Raw genomic sequence first — 24,412 nt, forward strand, 5'->3', positions numbered from 1 at the left:
TATGTTTTATGATTATCTCGCGTTAATTTTTCATGCAGCCCTAACGACCTTAGGGCTTGCTGTTTGTTCGCTCATCGTCGGTTTAATTTTAAGTATTTTTTTCACCGCACTTGAGTCCAATAAATACCCGATCATTGCCAGAACAACCTCTGTTTTGGTGATGTTATTGCGTGGTTTACCTGAAATTTTAGTCGTTTTATTGATTTATTTCGGCTCAACGGAAATCGTAGAATTATTAACCGGTGAATATATTGAATTTGGTGCCTTCGGCTGTGGTGTATTTGCTTTATCCCTGATTTTTGCCGCTTACGCTTCCCAAACCTTACGGGGCGCTATTCAAGCCATTCCCAAAGGGCAATGGGAATCGGGCATGGCGTTGGGGTTAAGTCGTCCTTATACCTTTATTCACCTCATCATGCCACAGGTATGGCGTCATGCTTTGCCGGGACTAAGTAATCAATGGCTCGTATTGCTAAAAGACACCGCACTTGTTTCGCTAATTGGCGTCGATGATTTAATGCGCCAAGCCGGATTGATTAACACCAATACACATCAGCCTTTTACTTGGTACGGCATTGCGGCGTTAGTTTATTTAGCGGTGACCCTTGTCAGCCAAGTTGCGATTCGTAAATTAGAAAGACGATTTACTCGATTTGAGCGAGGGAATGCATAATGTTTGAAGACTATTTATCGGTGATTGCTCAGGGCATTCCAACCAGTTTATTGCTCACTTTCGCCTCTTTATTAATCGCCTTTTTATTAGCGTTACTCTTCACGTTTATCCTTGCCATGGGGAATCGTTGGCTAAAAAGTGCGGTGAATTTTTATCTTGTTTTGTTTACCGGCACGCCCCTACTTATTCAGATTTTTTTAATTTATAGCGGCCCGGGACAATTTGAATTTATTACGCAAAGTCCGCTTTGGTCTTTGCTTTCCAATGCGTGGTTTTGCGCTATGCTAGCCTTAGCATTAAATAGTGCGGCTTACTCTACTCAGCTTTTTTATGGCGCGGTTAAAGCCATTCCACAAGGTCAATGGGAAAGTTGTGCTGCATTAGGATTGTCACGCGTGCAAACACTCAAAATTTTGATTCCATACGCCCTTAAACGTGCATTACCCTCTTATACCAATGAAATTATTTTAGTGTTTAAAGGTACATCGTTGGCATCAACCATTACCATTATGGACATCATGGGATATGCCCGCCAACTTTACGGCACAGAATATGATGCGTTGACTATCTATGGTATCGCCGGCGGTATCTATTTACTGATTACCGGTATCGCCACATTAGTGTTACGCAAAGTCGAAAATAAAGTACTGGCATTCGAACGTTTTGAATCTAAATAGCGTCAGCCGTTTCAATGAAATCTATTAACGTAATTCCTAAACTCAAAACTGCTTAATACGAAAGAAGCCCCTCAACTAACCAGTCGAGGGGCTTCTTTTTAGCGTTTTTTCCTTAATGCTCAATTATGGCATTTCATCAATATCATCTTTATTCACTTTGGGTTGAACCATGTGTTCACGATTTAAGCCTAAATCATAGGCGATAGCAATCGCAATGAAGATGGAAGAATAGGTACCGAATCCGATCCCGATGAGCAACGCTAGCGAGAAACTGTGAATTGTCGGGCCGCCGAAGATGAAGAGGGCGATAACGACAATTAACGTGGTGACCGATGTCATAATAGTACGGGATAGGGTTTGAGTTAAGGAAATATCGATGATGTCGATGGCGGAAATCCGTCTGATTTTACGGAAGTTTTCACGCACACGGTCGAATACCACGATACTGTCGTTTAACGAGTAACCCACCACGGAAAGGATCGCTGCAATGAAGGTTAAATCCATTTCGATTTGTAAGTAAGAGAATGCCCCTAGGGTAACAATCACGTCGTGCGCTAAAGAAAGCACGCCACCGGTTGCTAAGCGCCATTCAAAACGCATGCCCACATAAAGCAATAGCATAATGAGGGTAGCTAAGGTGGCGTAAATAGCCCCTTGGGTTAATTCTTCACCTACGTTCGGCCCGACAAACTCAATGGAACGAATTTGAATATCGCTATCCAAGGTGTTCAGCATTTTTTTGACGTGATCACCAATTTGCGCATCATCGGTTGCCGGTAGGCGAATCATCACATCACGCACACCACCGGTGGTTTGCACCAGTGGACTCTCAATGCCATTTTGTACCAACGTAGAACGGATTTTTTCCAAATCTGCAGGTTGGGAGAAGTGGGTATCTACCACCACACCGCCGGTGAAATCTAAGCCCCAGTTGAAACCTTTGGTAAACACAAAGAATAAGGAAACCGCGATAATCACGACGGAAGCAAAGTAGCCCCACAGACGGAATTTCATGAATTCCACTAAACGAAAAGGGAGTTTAATGCCTTGAATTTCTTTAATTGGCTGACTTCTATTTTCTAAATTCACAATATATTTCCTCACCGTTAAATTGATAATTTATCAATTCGTTTGCCGCCGTATAAGAAATTCACGATTGCGCGTGTTCCGGTGATTGCGGTAAACATTGAGATAGCAATCCCTAAAGATAAGGTGATTGCGAAGCCTTTAATTGGACCTGTCCCCACGGCGTAGAGTGCTACCGCAGTCAAAATGGTGGTTAAGTTCGCATCAAAGATAGAACTGAATGCACCGTTATAACCTTCGTTAATGGCTTGTTGGATCGGACGACCATTGCGAATTTCTTCTTTTATCCGCTCAAAGATCAACACGTTCGCATCCACAGACATCCCAACCGCCAGGACGATACCGGCAATCCCCGGCATGGTAAGCGTAGCGCCCGGTAATAAGGACATTAACCCAACCAATAAAACAATGTTAGCAATTAAAGCGATGTCCGCAATGATACCGAATTTACGATAGTAAATGATCATAAAGACCACAACCACCATCAATCCCCAGAAACTGGCTTGCAAACCTTGTTCTACGTTTTGTGCACCAAGAGACGGACCGATGGTACGTTCTTCCACAATTTGAATCGGTGCAATTAACGCACCGGAACGAAGTAACACCGCAAGATTTTGTGCTTCCGCCGGAGAGTCAATGCCGGTAATTTGGAATTGACTACCGAAACGACCTTGAATGGTGGCAACGTTAATCACTTCCTCGTGTTTTTGTAAAATGGTTTTACCATTTTCGTCTTTTTTGCCGCTATCTTTATATTCCACATATAACGTTGCCATCGGTTTTTGGATATTGGCACGCGTCGTTTGCGACATGATTTCGCCGCCTTCGCTATCCAAGGTGACGCTCACTTGCGGTCTAGAGGTATTTTGATCCACACCGGAACTGGCGTTCGTAATGTGCTCACCACCTAATACAGCGCGTTTATACAGCACGATAGGGCGATTGTTTCTGTCATATTTCACTTCAGAATCCGAAGTCACCATGCCACGAGCTGCCGCATCTAAGTTGGCGTTGCCATTGACTAAGCGGAATTCAAGGGTCGCCGTTGCGCCCAGAATTTCTTTCGCGCGGGCAGTGTCTTGTACCCCCGGCAATTCAACCACGATACGTTCTGCGCCTTGGCGCTGAATCACGGCTTCTGCGACACCAAGTTCAGTGACACGTTTACGCAAAATACTTAAGTTTTGTTCAATCGCGCTTTCGCGGGCTTCGTTTAATGCCGCATCAGATAACGCCAAAGACAGGGTATTATCAGAAATCGCGCGAATGTCTAAGGTCGGATGCTGTTTGCGCAAATAACGTTGTACATCAGATAACTGTTCCGGATTCACCAAACTTACGATTGTGGAAAAATTCTCTGCTGACTTAATGGCGCTATATTGATACTTCTCTTTGCGCAATTCGGTACGTAAGGAATCCTGTAGTTGTTCCTGACGTTTGCTTAGCGCTGAGTTCATATCCACTTCCATCAGAAAACGTACACCACCACGCAAGTCCAAGCCCCATTTCATCGGATTGCCACCAATACTACTTAGCCATTTTGGTGTTGCCGGTGCAAGGTTTAACGCAACAGAATAATTTGTCCCTAATTTTTCGGTGATTTTATCTTTGGCAAGTAATTGCGCATCCGTATTGTCGAAACGCACTAAAATCGAGCCGTTTTCCAATACGACAGATTTGGTTGTCAGATGATTGTCTTTTAGGACGGTTTGAACTTCGCTTAAGACACCGGAATCGGCTTCCTGACCACGAGTTCCTGAGATTTGTACGGCAGGATCTTCACCGTAAAGATTTGGAAGAGCGTATAAAACACCAATGGCGACCAAAAAGATCACCATTAGATTCTTCCATAAAGGGTAACGATTTAACATAGCTTTCTTGTTCCCTTGAGGAATAGATTAAAGAGTTTCGATTGTGCCTTTTGGTAACACAGCGGCAATGTAATTGCGGTTGATGGTAATTTCGGTTTTATCGTTTAACGCAATCACAATAACATCCCCTTTTTCAGGCACTTTAGTGATTTTACCGATGATACCGCCGGCGGTTAACACTTCGGTGCCTTTGGTTAATTCGGACATTAATTTTTTATGTTCTTTATTTCTTTTCGCTTGCGGACGATAAATCATAAAATAGAAAATCAATCCGAAGATGATGAAAATAAATAACATTGACATTGGGCTGCCTTGTTGAGCTTCCATTCAAATTTCCTTTTAGTTAATGAAAAGAGAAGACGCAATGGAGCGTCCATAAACTGATTAAAATCGGCGGTTAAAATATCATAAATCCGCTGAAATGTGAAAAAATAAAACAAAAAAGAACCGCACTTAGAACAGCTCAATACGGCTCAAAAGTACGGTTTGTTTTACGGATGATTTGAATTAGTGATTTATCTCACCTTCAATCGGTTTGACGTTTTCATCAAATTCCGGAAGCGGTTTATGTTCACTTGCCACGTAAGAATAAATCACCGGCAACACGAACAGGGTAAACAACGTACCAACTGCCAAGCCTGAAACAATCACGATCCCCATACTGAAACGGGAAACTGCCCCAGCACCAGTGGCATAAAGCAATGGAACCAAGCCGGCAATCATCGCTGCAGTGGTCATCAGAATCGGACGCAAACGCACTTTGGCGGCTTCAGTAATGGCTTCAATACGATTTTTACCATGATTTAGCTGCTCTTCTTTTGCGACTTCACACATTAAAATACCGTGTTTGGTAATTAATCCGACCAACGTAATTAACCCCACTTGGGAGTAAATATTCAATGTCGCGCCGGCTTTGCCAACAAAACCGAAGGCATTTAATGCTAATAATGCCCCACTGATCGCCAACGGCACGGAAATCATGATCACCATCGGGTCACGAATAGACTCAAACTGAATTGCTAACACCAAGAAAATGATCACTACCGCCAACACGAACGTCACGGCTAACGCATTACCCTCTTGTACCAACTGACGGGCTTCACCTTTGAAGTCGTAGTTATAACCTTGCGGTAATAATTCTTTTGAGCTGTCTTTCAGCCATTGAATCGCATCCCCAATGGAAGAACCCGGCATCGGTACCGCACTGATCACCGCAGAGTTCAGCTGGCTGAAACGTGGCAAAGAGCTTGGTTGTGGTTCTAATGTCATGCTCACCAAACTGCTTAGCGGAACAGAGGTGCCATTCGCTGCTGAAACATAATAATTATCCCAACTTTGTGGAGATAAGCGATCTTCGCGTTTTACCTGTGAAATAATTTTATACGCACGGCCGTCAATATCCACACGTTCAACTGTCGCCGCAGATAAGAAGCTGCCTAATGTTGCACTGATTTGTTTCATCGTAATGCCGTAAGTACCAGCTTTTTCACGGTCAATTTTGATGTGCATTTGCGCCGTGTCGAATTTCAAATCTAAGCTCGAGTAAACGAACTTGCCGGATTTCTGCATCGCTTCCAAGAATTTGCCCGCAACATTCGCCAAATCTGCATAGCCTTGAGAAGTACTGATCACAAAACCGATTGGTGGTCCTTGTTCCCCGGTTTCAATTTCAGGGAAAGCAAAACCACTGACAGATACTTCAGGAATGCCTTTGGCTTTGGCGTTCAATTCTGCCAAAACCTGTGCCTGACTTCTGGAACGATCTTTCCAGTCTTTTAAGGTTACTACGTTCAAAGATTGGTTGGTGCTTGGCACACCGGAAATGCTCATCGCAAATTGCACTTCGTCTGTATCCGTTAACATTTTTTGATACGGTGCCATCGCCGCTTGCACATAATCAACGTTCACATTAGACGGTGCAGAACCAATGGCCAAAAATGCGCCTTTGTCTTCTGTCGGGGTCAATTCACTGGAAAGGGAATTAAACAATACCGGTAATGTGGCAAAAATCGCTGCCGCAAATACCAACATACATTTCCGATTCGCCATCACTAAACCTAAAACATAAGTATAGGCATTGTTGATTTTAGTTAATGTGCGGTTAACACGCTCTTCCAATTTGCTTGGTTTATCGTGTCCTTTCAACAATTTACTGGTCATCATCGGAGAAAGCGTTAATGCTACGATACCGGAAATAAACACCGCACCGGCAAGGGTTAAGGCAAACTCTTTAAACAATGTTCCGGTAATGCCGCCCATTAACGCCATTGGTGAATATACCGCAATCAACGCAATCGTCATGGAAATGACCGGCACCGCAATTTCACGTGTACCGATAATTGCTGCACGGAATGGCGTTTCACCGAGCTTAATATGGCGGTCAACGTTTTCCAACACCACAATGGCATCATCCACCACCAAACCGATCGCTAAAATTAAAGCCAGCAATGTCATCAGATTGATGGAGAAATCCAACGTTTGCAGCATCATGATTACCCCGATGAGGGAAATCGGAATGGTAATGACCGGAATCAAAATCGCACGGAAGGAACCGATAAACATGGTAATCACTACCAATACGATAATCGTCGCTTCAATGATAGTTTTTACCACTTCTTCAATGGAGTTGTTAATAGCAACAGTGCGGTCATATAAAATGTCTGTTTGAATCGCATCCGGCAAATTATTTTTAATGCTTTCATACAACGGCAGGATTTTTTCTGCCACCGTTAACGGGTTCGCCGAAGACGTCGGGTTCACCGCCAACACCACGGAATCAGAACCGTTTGCCACCGCACGGGCGTTATCGCTGGATTTATTTAATTCAATATCCGCAATATCCCGTAAACGCACCAGTTTATCGCCATTGGAAGAGACAATCAGATTACCTAGTTCCTCCACGGATTTTGTGGTGGTATCCACTTTGTTTTTGTACACCACGTAAAAACCGTTGTCGTTACCCGCAGCGGTTTGTACGTTGTTTGAGGATAAAGCAGACATCACTTGCGTCGCAGAAAGATTCTGGGCAGCCATTTTTTGCGGATCCAACCAAATGCGCAGGGCATATTCGGACGCGCCGAAAATATCGACACTTGCCACCCCTTCAACCGTAAAGAACTGCGGTTTCACAACACGTTGAATATAGTCCGTCACTTGGCTTGCATCTAACTTATTGGAACGGAAACTAATATACATAATGCCCGAACCACCGGTAGAAGAAGTCACCGTTGGATCCTCAATCCCGCTTGGCAATTCTGAACGCACAGAATTCACCTTCGCCAACACATCGGCAAGCGCGGCATTCGGGTCGGTATTTAATTTCATTTTTACCGTAATCACCGAGCTGCTTGGGCTACTGCTAGAAGACATATAATCTACGTTATCCGCTTGAGCCACTGCCTCCTCAATTTTGGAGGTCACAAACGCCTGAATCAAATTGGCATCCGCACCGGGATAGACGGTTGAAACCTGAATGACGGTCGTGGTCATTTTAGGATATTCACGCACTGCCAGTTTTGAAATTGCCTGCAATCCTAAAATAATGATCAACAGGCTAATCGAAACTGCGAGAACAGGACGTCGAATAAATATATCGGTAAATTTCATTCGTATTTCCTAATTAAAGATTGGTTTTCGTTGCCGGTTGTGTGGTGCCGACACCTTCTTTATCTGCGACAAGTACTAATGCGCCATTACTTAAATTTTGCTGACCACCGGTAATAATTTTATCGCCGATTTTCACTTCATCACCTTTTAACTGAGCATAGATACCTTGGCGATCTTTCGTAAATACCGTAATTTGTTTGGCGCGATACATTTTGTTCACATCGCCTTGTTTCGCAAATTTCTCTTTTTCCTCATCAGAAAGTGCGGTCAAAATATAAAGTGATTCACCATACATGTTGTAACTCACCGCCACTTGTGGCACGACAATTTGGTCATACTCCGTTGCCAATGCCACGTTTAAACGGGTGAACATACCGGATAACAGTTTTTCGCCATCTTCCGGATCAAACGTGGCTTGCACGTCAATTAACCCGGTGGAAGAATTAATCGCCGGTTCAATCGCAGAGATCGTTGCCGAGAAGGTTTCGCCTAAACGGGCATCTGCTGTCGCGGTGACTTTTTGGCCGATATGCAATTTTTCCAATAAATTCTGTGCAATCGCAAAATCTACTTTCATAGAACTGCGATCTTCCACACGTACGATTTCTGTGCCGTTCGATACATACTGTCCCACATTAACTTTCACGATACCCGCTTTGCCATCAAAAGGTGCAACAATTTGACGGCGCGCAATTGTGGCTTTTAAGGATTCCACATTCGCCACTTGCGCATCATACGCCGCTTTGGCATTGTCTAATTCTTGCTGAGAAATGCCACCACTTTTCGCCAAATTCGCATAGCGTTGATACGTTTGACGTAATGAAATCACTTGTGCTTCAGCCGCTTGTAAGCTTGCACGCTCCACGGAGCTGTCTAATTCCACCAACAAATCGCCTTTTTTCACACTTTGTCCGTTGGTCACTAACACTTTTGAAATCGTCCCCGCACTTTGCGCACTCAGCATCGCTCCTTGATTCGGGCGAACCAAACCGGTGGTCTCAATCACCGGTGTCCATTGCTGAGCAGAAACGGTCATTGCCGTCACCGGAACAGCTCTTTCTCCTTGATTAGCCAAGAAATCCGCAATGCCTTTCGCTTTCATCTGATTCATCACAATCATTGCGATAAAAACTAAGATAAATATTCCCAGCGCCAGTTTTAACAAGAAAACATGAGAACGCTTTGGTTTATTCGTTTGAGTTTGACTCATAAAAAACTCCGTAAAGGTTATCTAATAGCTCAAGTGATTATTTTTGAATGGCACGCCAAGTGCGGTCAATCACCGACTCCAGCATCGCCATTGAACTCTTATGGGCAAAGTGTTTGCATTTAAATGCGATATTAAGCGCGCTTTGCAAGGAAAGCGCAAATAATAAATGCGGAGGCAGATCACATACTTCGCCTGCTTCTACTGCTTTTTTACAAAAACGATGCCAAATACCGCGCGTTTCCCATTCTTTGCAAATAGTATAAAACCCGGGCAGAAATTCATATTGCCCCATGTTGGCGACCCGCGTCGGATCCTGATCTAAAAAATGCCAAATATTCCACCACATTTTCCGATAGCGTTGGAAAAACGACTGGTTTTCATCATAGTCTTTTTCCAAGGTTTCTTCGAAAGATTTAAAGATATATCGTGCAAATTGTTCCAGCAATTCATCTTTATTCTTAAAATAAAGGTAAATCGTCCCCGGGGAAATTTTGGCCTCTTTGGCAATTTTATGTATGGATAAATTTGGCAAACCCACTGTCGCCATCAAATCATTCGTGGCCGTAAAAATTCGCTCGATCATATCCGTTTCAGATTGATGCATATAAAGTCACTAATAAGTTTGGGTTAATCGTGAGAAGTGCGGTCAAAATTTCGTTTAATTCGCACATTTGATAGGTTACAGACAGTAAATAAAATACACTGAATGAACGTTCGTTCATTTTATTGATTTTTTACTTTTTCGCAAGTTAAAAATTGAGCGCCATCCAAAACAGCCACTATTTTTCATCTAAGACGACAAACCGCACAATGATCGATAGCAATCCATAGAAGAAGATCAAAGTGCGGTCTGTTTTTTTGACGTTTTTGAACGAATTAATGTTCTCTTGTTTTAAAGAATGTCACATCAGGGTAACGTTCTTGCGCAAGGTTTAGATTTACCATTGTTGGCGCGATGTAAGTCAGGTTATCGCCACCGTCTAACGCCAGGTTTTGCTCATTTTTACGTTTAAACTCTTCAAATTTTTTCGCATCGGCACATTCCACCCAACGCGCCGTTGCCACGCTGACAGTTTCATAAATGGCTTCTACGTTGTATTCGGATTTCAAACGCGACACCACCACATCAAACTGCAGCACACCCACTGCCCCAACGATCAAATCGTTATTTAGCAACGGACGGAAAACCTGTACGGCGCCTTCCTCGGAAAGCTGTACCAAGCCTTTTAATAATTGTTTTTGTTTAAGTGGATCTTTTAAACGAATACGGCGGAATAATTCCGGTGCAAAGTTTGGAATGCCCGTAAATTTTAACTCTTCTCCTTGAGTAAACGTATCGCCGATTTGAATCGTGCCGTGATTATGTAACCCGATAATGTCGCCGGCATAGGCTTCTTCTGCATGCGCACGGTCGCCCGCCATAAAGGTTAACGCATCAGAAATCACCACCTCTTTGCCGATACGCACATGTTTGAGTTTCATGCCTTTTTCATATTTGCCCGACACGACACGTAAGAAGGCAACACGGTCTCGGTGTTTTGGATCCATATTGGCTTGAATTTTAAATACGAAACCACTGAATTTTTCTTCGTCAGCCGACACTTTACGCGTATCTGCCTGGCGAGCTTGCGGCGCAGGCGCCCATTCGGTTAAGCCGTCAAGGAAATGATCTACACCAAAATTCCCTAACGCCGTACCGAAAAAGACCGGTGTCAGTTCGCCGTTTAGGAATAAATCTAAGTCAAACTCGTTGCTGGCGCCTTTTACCAGTTCTAATTCATCACGTAATTGTTGTGCCAAATCGTCACCTACGGCGTTATCCAATTCCGGATTATTTAAGCCTTTCACAATGCGCACTTCTTGAATAGTGTGCCCTTGCCCTGTTTGGTAAAGATAGGTTTCGTCTTTGTATAAGTGATATACGCCTTTAAACAATTTGCCGCAGCCGATAGGCCAAGTAATCGGCGCACAGTGAATTTTCAATACGCTTTCAACTTCGTCCAACAATTCCATCGGATCACGAATATCACGGTCAAGTTTGTTCATAAACGTGATGATCGGCGTGTCACGCAAACGGGTGACCTCCATCAATTTAATGGTACGTTCCTCAACCCCTTTGGCGGAGTCAATGACCATCAAGCAGCTGTCCACCGCCGTTAAAGTGCGGTAGGTATCTTCAGAGAAATCCTCATGCCCCGGAGTATCCAGCAGGTTGACCAAACAGTCATTGTATGGGAATTGCATCACGGAAGTGGTAATGGAAATCCCACGTTGTTTTTCCATTTCCATCCAATCGGATTTCGCGTGCTGTGCGGAACCTTTGCCTTTCACCGAACCGGCTTTTTGAATGGCGTTACCATAAAGCAAAACCTTTTCGGTAATCGTGGTTTTACCCGCATCGGGGTGAGAAATAATCGCAAAAGTGCGGCGTTTATTAACTTGTTCTTGTGGGTATGTCATCTGTGCTGTCTGTGTTATTTGATGAAAAAATAAAGAAACCGCCTTAAATGACGGTCCTAAAATGTGTGGCGCAACTATATGCTTTTTAGCCCATTTTTTCAAGTTTGAGCATCATGAATGCGAGTATGTGTGACAAAGTGCGGTACATTTTGGGCGTACTTTGATACGTCATAAAACATCCTTTTTTCTGACCGCACTTTTTTCTCTTACTGCAACATGAAGTCAACATCAATAAAAATCCAAAAAAATGCAAACGTTTGCGTAAAAAGTGCGGTACAATACGCGCCATTATTTTTACGCAGATAAAAAGGAAATGAAATGACACAACTTAGTCTAAAAAAAATCTATTCCGGCAAAGTACGGGATTTGTATGAAATTGATGACAAACGAATGTTGATGGTCGCCAGTGACAGATTGTCGGCGTTCGATGTGATTTTAGATGATCCGATTCCGCGTAAAGGCGAAATCCTGACACAAATTTCTAACTTTTGGTTTAACAAACTGGCGCACATTATGCCGAATCATTTTACCGGCGACAGCGTTTACGATGTGTTACCCAAAGCGGAAGCCGACTTGGTGAAAGATCGTGCAGTAGTTTGCAAACGCTTAACCCCGATTAAAATCGAGTCTATCGTGCGCGGTTATTTAACCGGCAGCGGTCTGAAAGATTACAAACAAACCGGCACCATTTGCGGTTTAGTCTTGCCAAAAGGGTTAGTAGAAGCCAGCAAATTGCCTGAGCCGATTTTCACGCCATCCAGCAAAGAAGAAATCGGCAATCACGATATTAATATTAGCTATACTGAGTGCGAAAAATTGATCGGCAAAGATTTGGCGGCGCAAGTGAAAGAAAAAGCCATCGCCCTTTATACCGAAGCGGCGAAATATGCCTTAACCAAAGGTATCATCATTTGTGACACCAAATTTGAATTCGGCTTGGATGAAAACGGTACGTTAACTTTGATGGATGAGGTATTAACGCCGGATTCCAGCCGTTTCTGGTCAGTAGAGACTTATAAAGAAGGCACAAACCCGCCGTCTTTTGATAAACAATTTATTCGTGACTGGTTGGAAAACAGCGGTTGGAATAAACAGCCACCGGCGCCGAAAGTGCCGTCGGATGTCATTCAGAAGACCGTAGATAAATACCAAGAAGCCTTGGATTTATTAACAAAATAACACTTAAAGGAATTCCCGCTATGCATTAGAATAGTGGGAATTTTTTGTAACCGGATAGGAGTAATATGAGGTCGGTCGCCATTGTCGGGTTAGGTTGGCTAGGTTTGCCACTGGCGCGACATTTAAAAAATCTAGGCTGGGAAGTTAAAGGCACGAAACGCACTCACGACGGTGTAGAACAAATGCGTTTAATGCGTTTGGAAGCCTATCATTTGGAACTTACCCCTGAAATTAATGCGGATCCTGATGATGTCAGTGCATTGCTGGATGTGGATTCATTGATCATTAATATTCCGCCGAGCCAATATTTTTTCGATCTCAATCAATATGTCGAAGGCGTGCAAAATCTGGTTAACGAAGCCTTATTACAAGGCGTAAGCCACATTATTTTTATTAGCTCCACTTCCGTTTTCCCTGAGATTTCCGCCCATTTTGATGAGTCCGTCACCCCACAGCCAAGTAGCGACATTGGTCGCGCCTTGGTTGAAATTGAAAACGGCTTGGCACAAATGCAAGATATCGATTGCGATATTATTCGTTTTGCCGGTTTAGTCGGTAACGATCGTCACCCGGTTTATTCCCTTGCCGGCAAACAGGATCTCAAGTGCGGTCATTCTCCCGTGAATTTAGTCCATCTAGATGATTGCGCACGCGCCATTCAATTATTGTTAGAAACCCCGGGCGGCTACCGTTTATATCATTTGGCCGCGCCAATGCACCCAACTCGGGAAGCCTATTATCAATATGCGGCGGAAAAATACGGGCTAGAACCACCGCACTTTATTAACTCAGAACAAGATCCGCAGCGCATTATCATGGCGGAAAAAATTTGTCATGAATTAGAATTTGTTTACCAATATCCGGATCCGAATTTAATGCTAACAACAGAAGAATAAAAGTGCGGTTGTTTTCGAAATGTTTTTACCACGAACTTTTATCAAACCCATTCACTCAAACAAACACAGATAAGGAAAGAAAATATGTCAAATACCATTTTGCAACACTTACCCAAAGGTGAAAAAGTCGGTATCGCCTTTTCCGGCGGCTTAGACACCAGCGCGGCACTGCTTTGGATGCGTCAACACGGCGCAATTCCTTGCGCTTACACCGCGAACCTTGGCCAACCGGATGAAGAGGATTACGAGGCTATTCCACGCAAAGCCAAAGAATATGGCGCAGAAATGGCCCGCTTAATCGACTGCCGCACGCAATTAGCCCAAGAAGGCATTGCAGCGATCCAATGCGGCGCGTTTCACGTGACGACAGGCGGTTTGACTTATTTCAACACGACTCCATTAGGCCGTGCGGTGACCGGCACCATGTTGGTCTCTGCCATGAAAGAAGATGATGTCAATATTTGGGGTGATGGCAGTACTTACAAAGGCAACGACATCGAACGTTTCTATCGTTACGGCTTAATGACCAACCCAAATTTAAAAATTTATAAACCTTGGTTGGATCAAAAATTCATCGATGAATTGGGCGGACGTTTTGAGATGTCTAACTTCTTAATTGAAAACGGCTTTGATTACAAAATGTCTGTCGAAAAGGCCTATTCCACCGACTCCAACATGCTTGGCGCGACTCACGAGGCAAAAGACTTAGAATTCTTAAATTCCGGTATTCGTATCGTCAATCCAATCATGGGCGTACCATTCTGGCGTGAAGACGTGCAAATCAAAGCAGAAGAAGTGACGGTGCGTTTTGAAGAAGGCATCCCGGTCGCATTAAACGGCAAAACCTTCGACAACATCGTAGAATTGTTCCTTGAAGCCAACCGCATTGGTGGTCGTCACGGCTTAGGGATGTCCGACCAAATCGAAAACCGTATCATTGAGGCGAAATCTCGCGGCATCTATGAAGCCCCGGGAATGGCACTGTTACACATCGCTTACGAACGTTTAGTTACCGGCATCCACAACGAAGACACCATTGAACAATATCGTATTAACGGCATTCGTTTAGGTCGTTTACTATACCAAGGTCGTTGGTTCGATCCGCAAGCCTTAATGTTGCGCGAAACCGCTCAACGTTGGGTGGCTCGCGCGGTTACCGGTGAAGTGACGTTAGAGTTACGTCGTGGTAATGACTATTCCTTACTCAATACCGAATCGCCGAATTTAACCTACCATCCGGAACGTTTGAGTATGGAAAAAGTGGAAAATGCACCGTTTGATCCGGTCGATCGTATCGGTCAATTAACCATGCGTAACCTTGACATCACCGACACCCGCGACAAACTCGGCATCTATTCCCGCACAGGTTTACTGGCGACAAACAAAGATTCTGCGTTACCGCAATTATACAAAAAAGCGTAAAACGCTCTCTTTTTTGACCGCACTTTGAGACATCTCTGTGCGGTCTTCTTGTGTGATTTAACTTCAACAAAAAGGATGAACGGATTTATTCAATCTATGCCTTAATTTTCTTTTCTGGAACATTAAAGCACAGCCTATTTTGGTGTATGATACGGTTTCATTATTTTCCTCATGAATATGAATCTTTCTCATGAAACCAATCTTTCTTGAACTTCGACACCTTAAAACCTTACTTGCCTTAAAAGAAACGGGCAGTGTTTCTTTGGCAGCAAAACGGGTTTATCTCACCCAATCCGCTCTTTCCCACCAAATTAAACTGTTGGAAGATCAATACGGTTTACCGTTATTTGAGCGTAAAACGCAGCCGTTGCACTTTACACCGGCAGGTGAGCGTTTAATTCAGCTTGCCAATGATATTTTGCCTAAAGTGATTGAGGCGGAGCGCGATTTAGCGCGGGTGAAACAAGGGGAAGCCGGCGAGTTGCGCATTGCGGTAGAATGCCACACTTGCTTCGATTGGCTTATGCCTGCCATGGATTTATTCCGTCAACATTGGCCGTTGGTGGAGTTGGATATTGTGTCCGGTTTCCATACCGATGCCGTTGGGTTGTTGTTAAGCCATCGTGCTGATTGGGCTGTGGTGCAAGAAGTGGAAGAGACTCCGGGCATTGTGTATAAGCCCTTGTTTTCCTATGAAATGGTGGGATTATGTGCGAAAGATCATCCGCTAGCAGCGAAAGAGGTTTGGCAGGCGGAAGATTTTATTGATCAAACGTTAATTACTTATCCCGTACCGGATGATATGTTGGATTTGTTGCGTAAGGTATTACACCCGAAAGGCATCAATCCAACCCGCCGAACCAGTGAACTTACCATCGCCATCATTCAGTTAGTGGCAAGTAAACGTGGTGTGGCGGCATTGCCGTTTTGGGCGGCGAAGCCTTATTTGGATCGTGGTTACATCGTGGCGCGCAAAATTACCGAACAGGGGTTACACAGCAATCTTTATGCCGCAACGCGAGAGTTGGATTCGCAAATGGCGTTCGTGGATGATTTCTATGAAACCGTGAAAGCTCAAAGTTTTTCTACCTTGCCCGAATTGTCTATATTAGAAGAGATCTCGTCGTATGTCTGACGTAAAGACAAATTCTCATCCCATTTGGGCGGCGGCGAAAGCTGCCTTGCCCTATAGTGCACCGATGCTCGCCGGCTTTTTGTTCCTTGGCGTGGCTTATGGCATTTACATGAAAGCACTTGGTTTTGGTGTTTGGTATCCCGTGTTGATGGCGTTATTCATCTACGCCGGTTCCGTGGAATTCATCATTGCCGGCGCATTAAGTTTGGCATTTGCGCCGTTAAATGCGTTATTGATTACCTTGATGGTGAGTGGCAGACAGCTTTTTTATAGCATTGCGATGTTGGAAAAATACGGAAAATCCTTGGGCAAAAAACGCCCATACCTTATTGCCACGTTGGTAGATGAATCTTTTTCCTTGAATTACATGGCAAACGTTCCACCGCATATTGATCGGGGTTGGTATCTCTTTTTTGTTTCGTTTTATTTGCATATGTATTGGGTAATCGGTGCTGGCATTGGCAACGTATTCGGGAACATTATTCCCTTTGATTTGAAGGGCATTGAATTTGCTATGACAGCATTGTTTTTAGTGATTTTTGCCGAAAACTGGGCGCAGGAAAAATCTCATGAAAGCTCTTTGTTAGGTTTGGCGATTGCCGCGATTTCCCTCATCGTTTTCGGACATGACTATTTCTTATTGCCAACCTTAATCGGCATCTGGACGGTGTTGACTTTCCGTCGTCCGAAATTGTCCTCAACTTTAAAGAGGATTGAAGAATGACATTAACCGAACAAATCATCACCATCGGGATTGCTGTGCTGGCCGTGCAATTTACCCGCTGGCTGCCCTTTTGGATTTTCCCGGCGAACCGCCCGATTCCCGAATATATCCGTTATTTAGGTAAAGTCTTACCTGCAGCGATGTTTGGTATGCTTGTGGTGTATTGTTACAAAAACGTGGATGTGTTTAGCGGCTTTCATGGCGTTCCCGAATTTCTTTCCGGTGCGATCGTTGTTGCGTTGCATTTGTGGAAGCGCAATATGTTCTTGTCCATCGCTGCCGGCACGATGTTATATATGTTCTTGGTACAACAGGTATTTGTGTAAAAAGACGCTAAAAAATAACCGCACTTTTTCTTCAGGATTTTTCTGTACCGGCAAAGAAAAGACATGGCTTGTGCTATAATTCTCCGCAAATTTTTACCGCACGTTAGGATCAATATGTCGCTTCAATTCAATATGATTGCATTACTTTTAGTGGTGTTAATTTTGCTTGGCATCCTTAGCCACAATAGCGCCATCACGATCTCCGCCGCCGTGTTACTGATCATGCAACAAACGCTTCTCGCGAAATATATTCCCTATTTGGAAAAATACGGCTTGCACGTTGGTATCGTGATTTTAACCATTGGCGTTTTGAGCCCGTTAGTTTCCGGCAAAATTCAGCTTCCCGGCTTGTCGGCGTTTGTCAGTTGGAAAATGTTCGTTGCCATTACGGTGGGTGTATTGGTCGCGTGGCTTGCGGGCAAAGGTGTTCCGCTGATGGGAGAACAACCAGTATTGGTGACAGGCTTAGTCATCGGCACCATTATCGGTGTCTCTTTTCTCGGCGGCATCCCTGTGGGGCCGCTTATCGCGGCCGGTATTTTGGCATTACTCATAGGAAAATTTTAAATGAAAAACAAATGGTTATTGATTGCTGCCTTGAGCGGTTTTTTATGTGTGGCGATTGGCGCTTTTGCTGCACATGGATTAAGCAAGGTTTTAGATCCTAAAGCGTTAGCGTGGATTGAAACCGGTGTGAAATATCAAATGTTCCATACCCTTGCCATCATGGGTATCGGCATTGCGCAATTGTGCCGTGAATCATTGGTTTCCAACAAGATGGCTAACGTTGCCGCCGGTTCTTGGGTGCTCGGTGTGCTTTTGTTTAGCGGCAGCCTTTATGCACTCGCACTTGGTGCAGGACAATTCCTGGTTTGGGTGACACCGATTGGGGGTACCTTATTTTTAATTGGCTGGCTTTGCTTGGCTTACGGCAGTTTGAAAAAGTAAATCAGTATGAAGAATAGAACGGTAAAGCACGAATTCACGCCTTTACAACAATCCCTTTTTTCCCAATTAATTGACATTATGTTGGTGGATAAACGCCGTTTATCCGCCCGCATTCATGGTATAGGCAAAATTAAAAACCAAGAAGCGCAGCAAGCCGTTGCGGCTGAAATCCAACAACAAATTGAACAAGCAAGATTACGTGTAGAAAGCCGTAAAAGTGCGGTGCAAAATCCTATCATTTTTCCGGAAAGCCTGCCTGTTAGCCAACGCAAAGCTGAAATTGAAAAACTGCTTTCCGAGCATCAAGTGATCGTGGTGGCGGGGGAAACCGGTTCGGGGAAAACCACGCAGTTGCCGAAAATGTGTTTGGAGCTAGGATTCGGCAATCTTGGCGCAATCGGACACACTCAACCGCGTCGTATTGCCGCCCGTTCTGTGGCGGCTCGCATCGCCGAAGAATTGCAAACAGAGCTTGGCGATTTGGTGGGGTATAAAGTCCGTTTTAACGATCAGATTAGCGATAATACCCAAATCAAGTTGATGACGGACGGGATTCTGTTGGCGGAAATTCAAACGGATCGTTTCCTCAATCAATATTCCTGCCTGATTATCGATGAAGCCCACGAACGCAGCTTGAACAACGATTTTATTCTCGGTTATCTGAAACAGCTGTTGCCACGCCGTCGTGATTTAAAACTCATCATCACTTCCGCGACCATTGACGTGGAACGTTTTTCCAAACATTTCAATAACGCGCCGATTATCGAAGTCTCGGGCAGAACTTATCCCGTGGAAGTGCGTTATCGCCCTGTTGCAGAAGAAGACGATCAAGATCAGCTACAAGGTATTCTCAATGCGGTGGACGAACTGCAAGCGGAAGGGCGTGGCGATATTTTGATCTTTATGAACGGTGAACGGGAAATTCGCGACACCGCCGAAGCCTTACAAAAACAAAATCTGAAACACACGGAAATCCTACCGCTCTTTGCCCGTCTTTCTGCGCAAGAACAAAATAAAATTTTCCACCCGAGCGGTTTAAATCGCATTGTGTTAGCCACCAACGTGGCGGAAACCTCACTCACCGTGCCGGGCATTAAATATGTGATTGACCCCGGCACCGCGCGCATTTCTCGTTATAGTTATCGCACCAAAGTGCAGCGCTTACCTATTGAGCCGATTTCACAGGCTTCTGCCAATCAGCGAAAAGGTCGTTGTGGACGGGTGAGCGAAGGCATTTGTATTCGCCTTTATTCGGAAGAGGATTTTAATAATCGCCCGGAATTTACCGATCCGGAAATTCTGCGTACCAATTTGGCTTCTGTCATTTTGCAAATGACGGCGTTGGGTTTGGATGACATTGAAGCGTTCCCTTTTGTGGATGCGCCGGATAAACGGCACATTCAAGATGGCGTGAAGTTATTGGAAGAGTTGGGCGCGATTCAACTGAAAAAATATAAATCTCGTGATGGCGCGCGTCTCCTGACGCGTGCCCAAAATTTGACAGATGAAAGCACGCGTCAGGAGACGCGCGCTAGTGAATCGACAGAGAAAAAGCAAGGTTGGGAACTTACCCCAATCGGTCGCCAACTTGCCCAACTCCCGGTCGATCCACGCCTTGCCAAAATGCTTCTAAGTGCGGTCAATTTGGGCAGCGTTTATGAAGTGATGATTATTGTCTCGGCGTTATCCATTCAAGATCCGCGTGAACGTCCGACAGATAAACAACAGGCTTCCGATGAAAAACATCGTCGCTTTGCCGATAAAAAATCGGATTTCTTAGCATTCTTGAACCTTTGGAATTACGTTCAAGAACAGCAAAAGGCATTGACGAAAAATCAATTCCGTCGCCAATGCCAAAAGGATTTTTTAAATTATTTGCGCATTCGCGAATGGCAGGATATTTATCAACAAATTCGCCTTGCCGTGCGTGAAATTGGCTTGCCGATTAATTCGGAAAAAGCTGAATATCAGCAAATTCACACTGCACTTTTAAGCGGTTTATTGTCGCATATCGGTTTAAAAGAAGCGGAAAAACAACAATATCTCGGTGCCCGCAATGCGCATTTTGCGATTTTCCCAAATTCCGTGCTTTTTAAAAAACAACCGAAATGGGTGATGGCGGCAGAGTTGGTGGAAACCTCCAAACTTTGGGGGCGTATGGTGGCGGAAATTGAGCCGGAATGGATTGAACCACTCGCTGAGCATTTAACCAAAAAATCCTATTCTGAACCGCGTTGGTCGAAATCCCGCGGGGCGGTGATTGCCGATGAAAAAGTGAGTCTATATGGCGTGCCGATTGTGGCAGCGCGACCGGTAAATTATGGCGCCATTGATCCGACAGTAAGCCGTGAGATCTTTATTCAATCCGCCTTAGTGGAAGGGGATTGGAACACCAAGCATAAATTCTTCAAGCAAAATCAGCAGCTGATTCGTGAAGTTGAAGAATTGGAACACAAAAGCCGTCGCCGCGATATTTTGGTGGACGAGCGCACTTTATTTGAGTTTTACGATCAGCGTATCGGCACTGATGTGGTGTCGCAAAAACATTTTGATACTTGGTGGAAAAAGGCGGAAAAACAAGACCCTGAACTGCTTAATTTTGAGCGCTCATTTTTGATTAATGATGATGCAGAACAAGTGAGCAAGCTAGATTTCCCGAATTTCTGGCATCAAGGCAATTTAAAGCTCAAACTGACCTATCAATTTGAACCGGGTACCGATGCGGACGGCGTGACCGTGCATATTCCGTTGCCGTTGCTCAACCAAGTGGAAATGACGGGCTTTGATTGGCAAATTCCGGGCTTACGCGAAGAACTAGTCATCGCGCTGATTAAGTCTCTGCCGAAATCCTATCGCCGTAATTTCGTGCCGGCACCGAATTATGCCCAAGCCTTTTTAGGGCGTGCCGTGCCGTTGGAAAAGCCGTTATTGGATACGTTGATTTATGAATTGCGCCGCATGACGGGCGTCACCGTAGAGGCGGAACATTGGCATTGGGAACAAATCCCGAGCCATTTGAAAATGACTTTCCGTGTGGTAGATGAAAATGGCAAGAAAATCGCCGAATCTATGGATTTAGACGAGCTGAAATTTAGCTTAAAAGATCGTGTGCAAGAAAGCATTTCTGCGGTGGCGGACGATGGCATTGAGCAAAGCGGGCTGCATATTTGGAGTTTCTCCGAGTTGCCGCAATGTTACGAACAAAAGCAGCGCGGTTTCAGTGTGAAAGCCTTTCCTGCCATTGTGGACGAAAAAGACGCGGTGGGCATTAAACTGTTTGAAACGGAATTTGAACAAGCGGTGGCAATGCAACAGGGTTTGCGCCGATTGTTGCTGCTCAACGTGCCGTCACCGATTAAATATCTACATGAAAAATTGCCGAATAAAGCCAAATTGGGGCTATATTTTACGCCGTTTGGGCGCGTGTTGGATTTGATTGACGACTGCATTGCCTGTGCTGTGGATAAACTCATTGCCGATTTCGGCGGCTTTGTGTGGAACCAAGAAGACTTTGATAAGCTACGGGATTTTGTACGTGAAAACGTTAATGAAGTCACCGTGGATATTGCGCAAAAAGTAGAGCAGATCCTCACGCTCACACACCAGCTCAACCAACGCCTCAAAGGCAAAATGGATTTCACCATGGCATTTGCCCTGTCTGATATGAAAAGCCAGATTTCAGGTTTGATTTATCAAGGCTTCGTGCAAAAAAGCGGCTACGCCCGCCTACCGGATTTACTCCGCTATCTGCAAGCCATCGATAAACGCATGGATAAACTGGCTCAAGATGTCAATCGAGATCGTGCCGCTATGTTACGCGTGGAACAAGTGCAACAAGCCTACCAACAACTCCTCGCCAAACAGCCAAAATCTAAACCGATTTCGGATGAGGTGGCGGAAATTCGTTATATGATTGAGGAATTGCGGGTGAGTTTGTTTGCGCAGCAGTTGGGCACGAAGTATCAGGTGTCGGATAAGCGGGTTTTGAATTTAGTTAATAATATATAAGGGTATGGTTTAATGAGTGTAAATATAGAAAGATTAGAATCTATAAAAAGAGATAATTCTACTCCAAAAGAGTTTGCTAAAGCTCGCTTTGACTTAGCAAGGGAATACAAAAAAAATGGTCAATTTGAGAAAGCTAAAAATGCTTATCTAGAAATAAAAAAAGATGATGATGAATATATTTTCTCATATGCTAATTATTACTTGGGTATTATTTTTATTAGGGAGAAATCTTATGATGATGCTATAAATACTTTAAGTAAGGTTACTAAAGATTATGAAGACATATATAGTGAATCTCAGTATTTACTAGGTTTACTTTTTAATAGTAAGTTTAATTTCAATGAGGCAATTAAAAGTTTTAAAGAGGTTAATAAAGATAAAATAAAAAATCTTTATTATTATTATAGAGCTCAATATTTTTTAGGTAAATTATTTCGAGATTATTTAAATGATAAAGAGCAAAGCAAAAAACATTTTAGAGAATCTAAAAAATACTTTTATTATGAAACTAAAAAAGAGCTATTTTGCATGGAGTTTAATGATAATGCAAAAATAATTAATGATATATATAAGTCTATAGTAGATATTTTAGAAATTCTTAAGGTTAGAAGTGATGAATATAGCCATGAAAAATGCGTAGCTCATTATACAAGTCCTACTGTAGCCTTGAGTTTATTAGAGAAAAAAGATTCATATTTAAGGTTGAATACAGTAAAGAATGTAAATGATCCTACAGAAGGTAAAGTTTTAAAAGAGTATCTTAACATACCTTCATTATCAGATAGTAAACGAACTCTTACACTTATATCTTGCTTTACATTTAATCATGATAGCCTAAATCAATTTAGATTATATGGAAAAGAGAATAATCTAGAAGCCTCGGGAGTCAGCATTGTATTTAATAGTGATTTCTTTAATAATAAAGAAGAACGCATTAACTTTATAGGAAATATAGAAGAACCATTTATAGAAGATAATAAATCTATAGAAAAACTATCTTTATATAGATGCATATATATAGATCCTGATCCGAAGTCTAATTATATAAATATTGCGCAAAGAGGAAAAATAACATTTTACAGAGACGGTAACGAAAATGATATTGAAAGCTATTTAAATTTTATTAAAGAAAAGAGGGAGAGTGTAATTAAAATTCTTAATGTTATATTGGAAAATATAAGAAAATTATCTTTTATAGATGATACAAATAAAAATGAGGTAATAAATTTCTTATTACTTCCAATTACTTTCCTAGTAAAGCATGCTGCTTTTGAGGATGAACAAGAGTGCAGAATTTTATATCTTACCGATTTAAAGGACAAAAGAATTAAAACAGAGGATAATAAATTAATGTATTTAGATTATAAATACAAAATTAATAATCATGTACATAAGATTTATTTATCATCAGGTGCTTATAAATATGAGGATTTTTTTATAAGATTATTGAATAATAGCCAAGATGTATGTTTGTCTAAGAATCCATTTAGAAATAAATCATAGTTTTATTAAGGTTATTAATACCCCCTAAGATAGCGCAAGCGTCCACGCTTGTGCTTATTTGGTCCAAGCGAGGACGCTTGAACTATCGTTTTGTTTTTAAAAAGTGCGGTCATTTTTTCAAACGTTTTTCAACCTCAAAAACACGTTCAAAATCTACCGCACTTTCTTTTATAAAACAAAAAAAGCTGAACCTCTCCCGATATTCAGCTTTTCTTTTACCCAAGATAGCGCAAGCGTCCACGCTTGTGCTTATGTGATCCAAGCGAGGATGCTTGAATCATCGTTTCGTTTTTAAAAGTGCGGTCATTTTTAAAAACGGTTTTGAACCTCAAAAATACATGTAAAATTGAGAGTCTTTTAATTAAAGAGATTGTTTCAATTTGTGGCGGAAACCCAAGCGGTGTTGACCATCTTTGGACTCCAAGTTAAGGTTTCGAATAGCTGTTGTCTGGAGACTCGCGCCAGTGTGAGTAAATCAAAGTGCGGTTTTTTCCAACTTTTCCAACTTCAAAACATTCAGAAATCAAGCGTATTTATTTAATTTAATTCGAACAATTGGACGCCGCATTGTTGCGTCGTAGTCTGTACCGGCTTCCGCTTTGGAAATAATGCGATTGATAGCGTTGGTATGCATTTTTTCATTTTATTTTCTCCACTCACTTCTTATTTTTCATATGGCAATCCTGAT

19 protein-coding genes are annotated in these 24,412 nt (G+C 43.1%); 12 read left to right on the forward strand and 7 right to left on the reverse strand.

Features of this window, described 5'->3' with window-relative positions:
• The first annotated feature begins 1 nt into the window (after position 1).
• Together artQ and artM are read left to right on the forward strand one after the other, a co-directional pair.
• A complete protein-coding gene (gene artQ, locus Q0203_RS00465) occupies positions 2–673 on the forward strand; it encodes an arginine ABC transporter permease ArtQ (protein ID WP_297928749.1) in 672 nt (223 codons plus the stop codon).
• Positions 673–1,350 (forward strand): arginine ABC transporter permease ArtM, encoded by a 678-nt coding sequence (gene artM, locus Q0203_RS00470; RefSeq protein ID WP_297928751.1) that lies wholly within the window; start codon positions 673–675, stop codon positions 1,348–1,350. The genes artQ and artM overlap by 1 nt, the downstream gene beginning before the upstream one ends.
• A gap of 123 nt (positions 1,351–1,473) precedes the next feature.
• On the opposite strand, the gene secF is transcribed toward artM, so the two are convergent.
• The 7 genes from secF to prfC all read right to left on the reverse strand — a co-directional run bounded on the left by secF (position 1,474) and on the right by prfC (position 11,583).
• On the reverse strand, positions 1,474–2,439 hold the full coding sequence (secF, locus tag Q0203_RS00475; protein ID WP_297928752.1) for a protein translocase subunit SecF: 966 nt from the start codon (positions 2,437–2,439) through the stop codon (positions 1,474–1,476).
• Between the two features lie 17 nt (positions 2,440–2,456).
• Positions 2,457–4,307, reverse strand: coding sequence for a protein translocase subunit SecD (gene secD, locus Q0203_RS00480; RefSeq protein ID WP_297928754.1), 1,851 nt, complete (start codon positions 4,305–4,307; stop codon positions 2,457–2,459).
• A 27-nt stretch (positions 4,308–4,334) separates the two neighbouring features.
• The gene (gene yajC / locus Q0203_RS00485) at positions 4,335–4,634 is read right to left on the reverse strand and encodes a preprotein translocase subunit YajC (protein ID WP_005701087.1); all 300 of its coding nucleotides are present in this window, start codon (positions 4,632–4,634) and stop codon (positions 4,335–4,337) included.
• A gap of 180 nt (positions 4,635–4,814) precedes the next feature.
• Entirely contained in the window at positions 4,815–7,913 is a 3,099-nt protein-coding gene (locus Q0203_RS00490; protein WP_297928756.1) for an efflux RND transporter permease subunit, read from the reverse strand.
• Positions 7,914–7,926: 13 nt separating this feature from the next.
• Positions 7,927–9,123, reverse strand: a complete 1,197-nt coding sequence (locus Q0203_RS00495; RefSeq protein ID WP_297928758.1) for an efflux RND transporter periplasmic adaptor subunit — start codon at positions 9,121–9,123, stop codon at positions 7,927–7,929.
• A gap of 37 nt (positions 9,124–9,160) precedes the next feature.
• Positions 9,161–9,727 carry a TetR family transcriptional regulator gene (locus Q0203_RS00500; protein ID WP_297928760.1) on the reverse strand — a complete coding sequence of 189 codons (567 nt, stop codon included), beginning with the start codon at positions 9,725–9,727 and terminating at the stop codon, positions 9,161–9,163.
• A 272-nt stretch (positions 9,728–9,999) separates the two neighbouring features.
• On the reverse strand, positions 10,000–11,583 hold the full coding sequence (prfC, locus tag Q0203_RS00505) for a peptide chain release factor 3 (RefSeq protein ID WP_297928762.1): 1,584 nt from the start codon (positions 11,581–11,583) through the stop codon (positions 10,000–10,002).
• 318 nt (positions 11,584–11,901) lie between these two features.
• Here prfC and Q0203_RS00510 point away from each other — a divergent pair, with 318 nt between their 5' ends.
• The 10 genes from Q0203_RS00510 to Q0203_RS00555 all read left to right on the forward strand — a co-directional run bounded on the left by Q0203_RS00510 (position 11,902) and on the right by Q0203_RS00555 (position 23,724).
• A complete protein-coding gene (locus tag Q0203_RS00510; protein WP_297928764.1) occupies positions 11,902–12,762 on the forward strand; it encodes a phosphoribosylaminoimidazolesuccinocarboxamide synthase in 861 nt (286 codons plus the stop codon).
• A gap of 65 nt (positions 12,763–12,827) precedes the next feature.
• The gene (locus Q0203_RS00515; RefSeq protein ID WP_297928765.1) at positions 12,828–13,658 is read left to right on the forward strand and encodes an SDR family oxidoreductase; all 831 of its coding nucleotides are present in this window, start codon (positions 12,828–12,830) and stop codon (positions 13,656–13,658) included.
• Between the two features lie 84 nt (positions 13,659–13,742).
• Positions 13,743–15,080 (forward strand): argininosuccinate synthase, encoded by a 1,338-nt coding sequence (gene argG, locus Q0203_RS00520; RefSeq protein WP_006718777.1) that lies wholly within the window; start codon positions 13,743–13,745, stop codon positions 15,078–15,080.
• Between the two features lie 190 nt (positions 15,081–15,270).
• Entirely contained in the window at positions 15,271–16,215 is a 945-nt protein-coding gene (locus Q0203_RS00525) for a LysR family transcriptional regulator (protein ID WP_290522089.1), read from the forward strand.
• A complete protein-coding gene (locus tag Q0203_RS00530; protein ID WP_297928768.1) occupies positions 16,208–16,939 on the forward strand; it encodes an AzlC family ABC transporter permease in 732 nt (243 codons plus the stop codon). Before Q0203_RS00525 ends, Q0203_RS00530 begins: the two co-directional genes overlap by 8 nt.
• The gene (locus Q0203_RS00535) at positions 16,936–17,265 is read left to right on the forward strand and encodes a branched-chain amino acid transporter permease (RefSeq protein ID WP_297928770.1); all 330 of its coding nucleotides are present in this window, start codon (positions 16,936–16,938) and stop codon (positions 17,263–17,265) included. The genes Q0203_RS00530 and Q0203_RS00535 overlap by 4 nt, the downstream gene beginning before the upstream one ends.
• Positions 17,266–17,379: 114 nt before the next feature.
• A complete protein-coding gene (locus Q0203_RS00540) occupies positions 17,380–17,832 on the forward strand; it encodes a DUF441 domain-containing protein (protein ID WP_297928771.1) in 453 nt (150 codons plus the stop codon).
• A complete protein-coding gene (locus Q0203_RS00545) occupies positions 17,833–18,213 on the forward strand; it encodes a DUF423 domain-containing protein (RefSeq protein WP_297928773.1) in 381 nt (126 codons plus the stop codon). It begins immediately after the preceding gene.
• A 6-nt stretch (positions 18,214–18,219) separates the two neighbouring features.
• Positions 18,220–22,221 (forward strand): ATP-dependent RNA helicase HrpA, encoded by a 4,002-nt coding sequence (gene hrpA / locus Q0203_RS00550; protein WP_297928775.1) that lies wholly within the window; start codon positions 18,220–18,222, stop codon positions 22,219–22,221.
• A 12-nt stretch (positions 22,222–22,233) separates the two neighbouring features.
• A complete protein-coding gene (locus Q0203_RS00555) occupies positions 22,234–23,724 on the forward strand; it encodes a tetratricopeptide repeat protein (RefSeq protein ID WP_297928777.1) in 1,491 nt (496 codons plus the stop codon).
• Positions 23,725–24,412: the final 688 nt, after the last annotated feature.

It is taken from the genome of uncultured Aggregatibacter sp., assembly GCF_938046485.1.
Classification (GTDB): domain Bacteria; phylum Pseudomonadota; class Gammaproteobacteria; order Enterobacterales; family Pasteurellaceae; genus Aggregatibacter.